The organism is Microcoleus sp. D3_18_C4, assembly GCF_036702355.1.
GTDB lineage: Bacteria > Cyanobacteriota > Cyanobacteriia > Cyanobacteriales > Microcoleaceae > Microcoleus.
Map to the genome: position 1 here is coordinate 36076 of NZ_JAUBTF010000058.1, position 6005 is coordinate 42080.

A 6005-nucleotide genomic window follows, 5' to 3' on the forward strand; every position below is an offset into this window, starting at 1 on the left:
GTTCAACATTACGAAATAAAATAGATAGGTAAGTTAATTGCCAACTTAGATATATTAATGCAATTGTTCCTAGATTTAAAAGTGTGATTTTTATGGGTTTTACTTCCCGAACGGTTGCCCCCACCACTGCCAGCATTCTTTATTGAAAGGCGATCGCCACTTGTAGATAAGCTCGGACTCTAGTTGCAGCCGCTTTTTTCGATTGCTCGGCGCTCCGTACCAAAATGCTATGGCTACACTCACATCCAGGGAATAACGCCGATGCAATTCGATGTAGTTGCCAATGTACTTATGACAATCGTGGCTCATCCATCGTTGCTTGGGGGTGCGGTCAGTTTCTCCTACATACAGCAGCAATGGAAGCTCGTTGTCAATAACAAAATAGAGGCAAGTACGATCGCCCCAATCCGGTTTCTCACAGAATGAGAGATTGTGCAATTGCAGGGCAAACGGGTCTATGTTGTTGGGTTCACAAGGATTTACTGCTAGCTCGAATAGACTTCCCTGTCGCGGTTGTGGCGCACTTTCAGATTGTTGGTGTTCAAAAATGCGTTGTTTCCAAGAATACAAAGCCTCGGAACTCATCGTTAGTTGAGGAGATTTAGCGGAGCAGGGTTTGGGTTGCGGAAAAAGTTCGAGTTGCTGCACAGATTTTAAGATTGTTGGACGATCGCTGCTGGAAAGTGTAAGCTCAATAGAATTCTGCCAAACGCCACGCTCACGGTAGTAATGTCTCCAAATATCGCACTCATACTCTCACAATTATACCAAAGTGATGACATTGTGCGTAATGTCGTAGTCGCGTATTCTCGCCCTCTAGTCTGGTCATGTAACTTTTATAGATAATTTGGTCTTTATCGGGAATAAACCTTGGGTAAACTAGCCATCTATCTGTGATATAAAAGTAACATTTTACTGAAGTCTTAGAAGCTTTGAGAACAGCTATATCTTATAGATTTGTGCGCTGGCTACAACAAAATATGGACGCTCAAGCTGCATATAAAGCCAGTTGGGGTTTTGTTTGGGCTTAAAAGTTGTTTAAGTCCCGTTAATTTTTGGGGAGCACTAAAGTCAGTCATTTGCTGTACAAAATCAGGTGTGTACTGTACAAAAGAGCGTGAGAATACAGACATTTGCAGGGACTGGCCTCTACCTGTTTTTATCCGAAAATATCCGGCAAACGCCTGCAATTTCATGTCCCTTTACTGCTTTTTTGTGCTGTTCGTGCCTTTGCCTGTTGTGACTGGTTATGGCTGTTCTCTCTTGGTAGCAAGCAATGGTTTTGCGATCGCAAACCGTGACTAATGCGTCCAGACGAAAAATATCCACCCCCCATGAATATTGAGCATACTGCTTACCCGCAGTTCAAACCTTATTGATATAGAATCAGGAACGACGGCGATGATCGCGACTGAAGCCCAAATACATCAATAAGAGCGGTAAGGTATGGGACAGGCACGGCCAACTATTTAGTTGTTGAAATATATTAGCGATCGCTCTTTACGCCTAAGTAAGTCGGCGCTTTAAAACGCAACTATGTAAACGATGTAAAGTGTTCAAATGCTCTCTACTGGCTGACTTAAGCCTATTTACATACTGTTACATTATTCGGTTTAATCCCGCCTACCTACTTAGAAATTACTACCTGGACTAATAGGGTGGAGAATTATAACCGCCATTAATAGCTAGGAGTCGAGCGACTGCTGTAAACCAAGTCAGGGAATAAATGTTTAGCCGACTGTCAAGCTTTATCAGACAACAACAGTTTAGCCGATTGCAAAGCGCGAGTCCGACAACAGCAATTTACGCGACTGTCAAGGCTGGTATAACGGCTACTATGTTGCCAATTTTCTCATACTCCTTATTTGATTTTTTATTCAATTTAGATAACGGCAACCTATAACTTTCCATTCGGACGTTCGGTAAGCGGGGTTCCCGTCGGACTTCGGCGTGAGGCTTCGACCATGAGCTTAGCCGAATTGTGGCTCGATTGAGCGCAAGCCGAATGTCGCTCAGTCGAGCCGCATAGTTCACGGCGAAGCCTTCCTTTCCCCTCCCCAAATAATCAGCTTTTTCTACCCTTCCCCTTCCTCTTCCCTTCCTTTTTCCACCCTTCCCCTTCCCCCTCCCCCTCTTGCAAACCTTTTAAGAGATGAAAAACTGATAAATTCCGAGCGCATAGAACCCGATTTAAGGTTAAGGAAAGTGGCAAACCTGCGCAAGTCATTCGTCAAAGTGAGACGGAATAAATAGTCAGCAATAATGGAGGCTATCCCTTGATTAATTGTGAGACTCTGAGCGTTAATAGTGGCTAACTCAGCACAAGATAAATAGGTATTTGCCAGTTCTTCAGGCTGGGATTTTCTCAAATTGGGGCACTGCCAAATAGGAGAGGGTAACGCTCCCATAATGCCTGTTTTCTCAAATTGATCTAGGTGAGTAATTAACCCCTCACCACAATTATGACTACCTAGTAGAATTTGACCGCTATCAAAGTTATTGCCAGCATCAAGATACCAGATTCTTGGAATATCAGAGTGGCGGTTACTTTCTAGTGTTTTGCCGAGGGAACGACGAGCCGCACTATTGTCAACGCAGCCAGTGATAATTACCAAATCATTCCAGTATGATTTTACCAATTTGGGGTCAAAATAGTCAGGAATTGCACTAATTTCTAGCCCCCAGGTAAGATTGTAACGCAAAGCAAGAGTAGCGGCTTTATTCAATCCCAGTTCAGATTGACAAAATCTCTGCCTTCCCAAGTTTTTCTCTTCAACAATGTCAGGGTCAACAAAGGCAACATTGACATTTTTACCACGTTGTTTGAAAACGTAAGCTAATCGTGCTAAACTTTCAGCTACATAAGAGCCAGTGCCCCCACAGCCAACGAGCCACAAGTGTAGGTGAGAGTAATCTTTGAGGAGGAGAGGGGTAGAATTGGCGTACTCAAAGTCGAGGTTTAAGGGAGTTTTGGTAAGCATCGGTGATAAAATATGGCTCTTCAAATACAGAACTAGCTTTAATTAAGCTATAGTGTCCGAAAATTCCGATTCTGACTAAAATCTCAGGATTTAAAGTATTAACTTTACCCAAGACTGCATAGAGTCTAAACCCGCGCTCGTCAGCATCATCTGTGCTACTAAAGAAAGCAGGCATTTCTCCGTGAGAGTGGCATTCAATTAAGGCAGTTGAGCAGGATAAATTATCAAGAGGTTGGCAGCTTGTTCGTGTAGTTGTTTGGAGTGGAATTGTCAGTTGCCATTGATTGCGGCTGTCAAGGGATAGGTGAAATAAAATCTCTGTGAGATTCCCACTATTATCTTTGCTAAATGCAGATTTTGTACACATAGAAAGGAGTAATTCTAATGGTACTGAACGAGTGTCAAGGTACAAGTACGGTTCTATAGATGGCAACCCTTTGATAGTATTGGGCGCTGAATTTGCAACAGGAATCATTGCCTCTAGTCCGGGGCGAACTGAACGCACAAACACGCCGTTAGAAGCTGTAACGTATTCGCAGAATACTCCAGTAGCAATGGGAGGCAAGGGAATAGAGGCATGAATGTGGTTAAAAAGTTTTAGCATTAACTTAAACTTGGCGGTTGAAAGAAAAATGTTGAGTGCAATCCCTAGATAGGGTTAGCAATCAATAAAAGGTGTTCTATTAAAGAGTTAATTGACTGGTTGCACCTGCTTTCAACTAAATCTTTAACAGGATAGGAACGCCTTTTTTTCAAGGCTAAACTTTTCAGATGTTCTCTGACATCTTGGGGAAACTTTCGGCTTTTTTGGCTGGATAAGTCAGCATTGAAAGGAGTAGTGATGAAAGTTTGCCAAGCAATATCAATGGTTTGAGTTGAAGCAACCGGGGGAGTATTTTGTCCCCAGCAAATTAAACCGTTTGGGTGGATATTTGGTAAGGGAGTATGGTAAGGTTTCGCCTCTGGGTTGAAGGTGGCGACATCAGTTGCCCATACCCAATATTGAGTGTTCTGTCCTACCAATACCAAAGCGGTTAGCGGAATAGTAATCGGTTCAATATCATCAAAGTGGAGGTTATATTGAGCAGGAGGTATGAATTTTACTACCCAATTTCCTTGAGAATTAGTTCCCCACCTTATGACTCCTGGAGGCATCCAACCTGTATCAATTGGCTCGTGAGAAAATGCAGTTCTCAAACTGACAGAGGAGAGTAGTTTGTAGTGTTCCTTTGTCCCTTCTCGATAATGGAACAGGTATTGTTCTTTGATGAACAGTAATTCAGCATCAATTTCTGTTAGCTGTCGGGGAGCTATTTGCAGAATTTCACGGAAGGCTTCTCCTGACAAATGTTGCATACATAATAGCTTAAAATTGATAGAGGTTATAGAGCTAACCCGATAGGTAAGGTTAGCTCCTACTTGAAAATTAGTATTCATTCGATTTCATTAGGGTAGCAACTCTCCAAGTTTTATCCGAGTTTTCTGGGCATTCTGAACTCACTTCTTGGTTGTCCAGCCAAGCTTTTCTGTCAAAATAATCAATTTTGAAAAAGTAGTTTTTGCTATCCAGTTGAATGGCAAAAAAATCTCGTTCTCCGTAGGGGTCGTTGCCTGATTCAAAACTGTTAAAATCTCTTACTAATTGCAGTAATTTTTGTTGGTATTCAGGAGGAAGAGCTTTTACAGTTTGAGTGATCCGAATTTCACCAATTTTGGTATTTCCTTGACGCAACTGGTCATTGAGACGTGCAATTCTTTCGGTTGTTGTTAGAGTTTCAGTCATGGTTAAGACCTCAATTTCCAACAGCTACAACCGCACTAGCGGTTGCTGCTTCACAATGAATACGCTTAAGCGGGGAGCTCAGCATTTTTAGACTTGAGAGTTTCAATCGTAATTATTTGGATTCATAGGTAATTCAAATTGACAAAGTGCTCTTGTTCCAGAGTTCAAGAATTTGCTGAAAACGTCGAGGGCGGTCAGTAGCAAGCCAGTCGATAACCTGTTGAGCTTGGGTTATTACTTCTTTAGCACTTTGCCATTGCGCTGATAAAGATATCAAGTTTTCGACTGTCCATTCTCTAAATTGATACTCGTCTTGAGCGCAGCCGTCTAGCCAAATATTACCTGTTGAATAATTGAGGAAACTTAGTACAATTGGCACTGATTTTATGGGAAAGTCAGCCAGAGAGCAAAGCTCTTGGAATTGCAGATAATTGATACTATCGGGTGGTAAAACGTGAGAAAATAAAACGTTAAATTCCTCTTCATACCAATCTTGTGCGTCATTTTCAGTTAGCCAATCTAGTCCTTTAGAAGTTAGAGGCAGCAAGATTTGCCACTCAGGGGCTAATGACTCAATATCATAATCTTCATAGCTCAACCAATCTAACCCCCAAGGCTCTATCAGGAGTTCGTCGAGGCGTTCTTCTTGGGCTATTTCTAATTGCCAGGGGCTGATAGGGATAAGTTCTGTTTCGTCAAGCAGACTAAAAAATTCTAATTCGCGGGGGCTATGAATGTCAGGACTATCAGAGTAAATAGAACTGGTACTGGTGGTAAATTCAGTTGGAAAAAAGTGTTGGTAAAGGTTTAGTATTTGAATACTATTAAGCGTTTGCTGGAGAAATTCAATCGCTTCAATTGGCTTGGTTACTGGGTAGGAGTGTCGCAAACCAGCGATGGCTTGCGACACAGACAAAATGGTTGCAGGCATTAAAAATTCAGGGGAATTTGGGGATGTGCAATAGCTGGCGCAAGTTGCAGTTGTTTGAGAGTTGCTTTAAATCGCTGTAGTTCTTGTTCACCTCTCGCTATTGCTTGAGAGATTTCTTGAGTGCGACTTGCTAAGGTTAGCGGAGTAACATAACCGTTGATAGATTCACATTGGAGAGCCCAAGTGAGTTGGACAGCTTGATTCGGTTCTTCTGGTGCTGCCATAAGTGAGGAGAGTGGGGAATGGGGAGTGAGCAGTACGCATAGTTCTTTTTTCCAATCTTCTTCTACACCCTTTGTCTTGGCTTGTT

The 6005-nt window shown here is 42.3% G+C and carries 7 protein-coding genes and 1 pseudogene; all 8 read right to left on the bottom strand.

What is annotated here, in order from left to right:
* Nucleotides 1–99: 99 nt before the first annotated feature.
* Nucleotides 100–648, bottom strand: coding sequence for a GIY-YIG nuclease family protein (locus QUA90_RS23950; protein ID WP_333448122.1), 549 nt, complete (start codon nucleotides 646–648; stop codon nucleotides 100–102).
* A 139-nt stretch (nucleotides 649–787) separates the two neighbouring features.
* Nucleotides 788–913, bottom strand: a pseudogene (locus QUA90_RS23955) (IS1 family transposase); the annotation flags it as partial.
* 1162 nt (nucleotides 914–2075) lie between these two features.
* A complete protein-coding gene (locus QUA90_RS23960) occupies nucleotides 2076–2981 on the bottom strand; it encodes a ThiF family adenylyltransferase (protein ID WP_333448123.1) in 906 nt (301 codons plus the stop codon).
* Complete coding sequence (locus tag QUA90_RS23965) at nucleotides 2947–3585, bottom strand: Mov34/MPN/PAD-1 family protein (RefSeq protein ID WP_333448124.1); 639 nt, start codon at nucleotides 3583–3585, stop codon at nucleotides 2947–2949. Before QUA90_RS23965 ends, QUA90_RS23960 begins: the two co-directional genes overlap by 35 nt.
* Before the next feature lie 44 nt (nucleotides 3586–3629).
* Entirely contained in the window at nucleotides 3630–4337 is a 708-nt protein-coding gene (locus tag QUA90_RS23970; protein ID WP_333448125.1) for a hypothetical protein, read from the bottom strand.
* Between the two features lie 70 nt (nucleotides 4338–4407).
* Nucleotides 4408–4764, bottom strand: a complete 357-nt coding sequence (locus tag QUA90_RS23975) for a DUF3768 domain-containing protein (protein ID WP_194060237.1) — start codon at nucleotides 4762–4764, stop codon at nucleotides 4408–4410.
* 133 nt (nucleotides 4765–4897) lie between these two features.
* Nucleotides 4898–5695, bottom strand: a complete 798-nt coding sequence (locus QUA90_RS23980) for a hypothetical protein (RefSeq protein WP_194060236.1) — start codon at nucleotides 5693–5695, stop codon at nucleotides 4898–4900.
* A partial coding sequence (locus tag QUA90_RS23985; protein WP_333257669.1) for a hypothetical protein occupies nucleotides 5695–6005 on the bottom strand: 311 nt, incomplete at its 5' end. The genes QUA90_RS23980 and QUA90_RS23985, both read right to left, overlap by 1 nt.

Bases quoted from the DNA above. Each gene is read 5' to 3' on its own strand.
- QUA90_RS23960 (WP_333448123.1), bottom strand. From the start codon at position 2,981: ATGCTTACCAAAACTCCCTTAAACCTCGACTTTGAGTACGCCAATTCT.
- QUA90_RS23965 (WP_333448124.1), bottom strand. From the start codon at position 3,585: ATGCTAAAACTTTTTAACCACATTCATGCCTCTATTCCCTTGCCTCCC.
- QUA90_RS23970 (WP_333448125.1), bottom strand. From the start codon at position 4,337: ATGCAACATTTGTCAGGAGAAGCCTTCCGTGAAATTCTGCAAATAGCT.
- QUA90_RS23975 (WP_194060237.1), bottom strand. From the start codon at position 4,764: ATGACTGAAACTCTAACAACAACCGAAAGAATTGCACGTCTCAATGAC.
- QUA90_RS23980 (WP_194060236.1), bottom strand. From the start codon at position 5,695: ATGCCTGCAACCATTTTGTCTGTGTCGCAAGCCATCGCTGGTTTGCGA.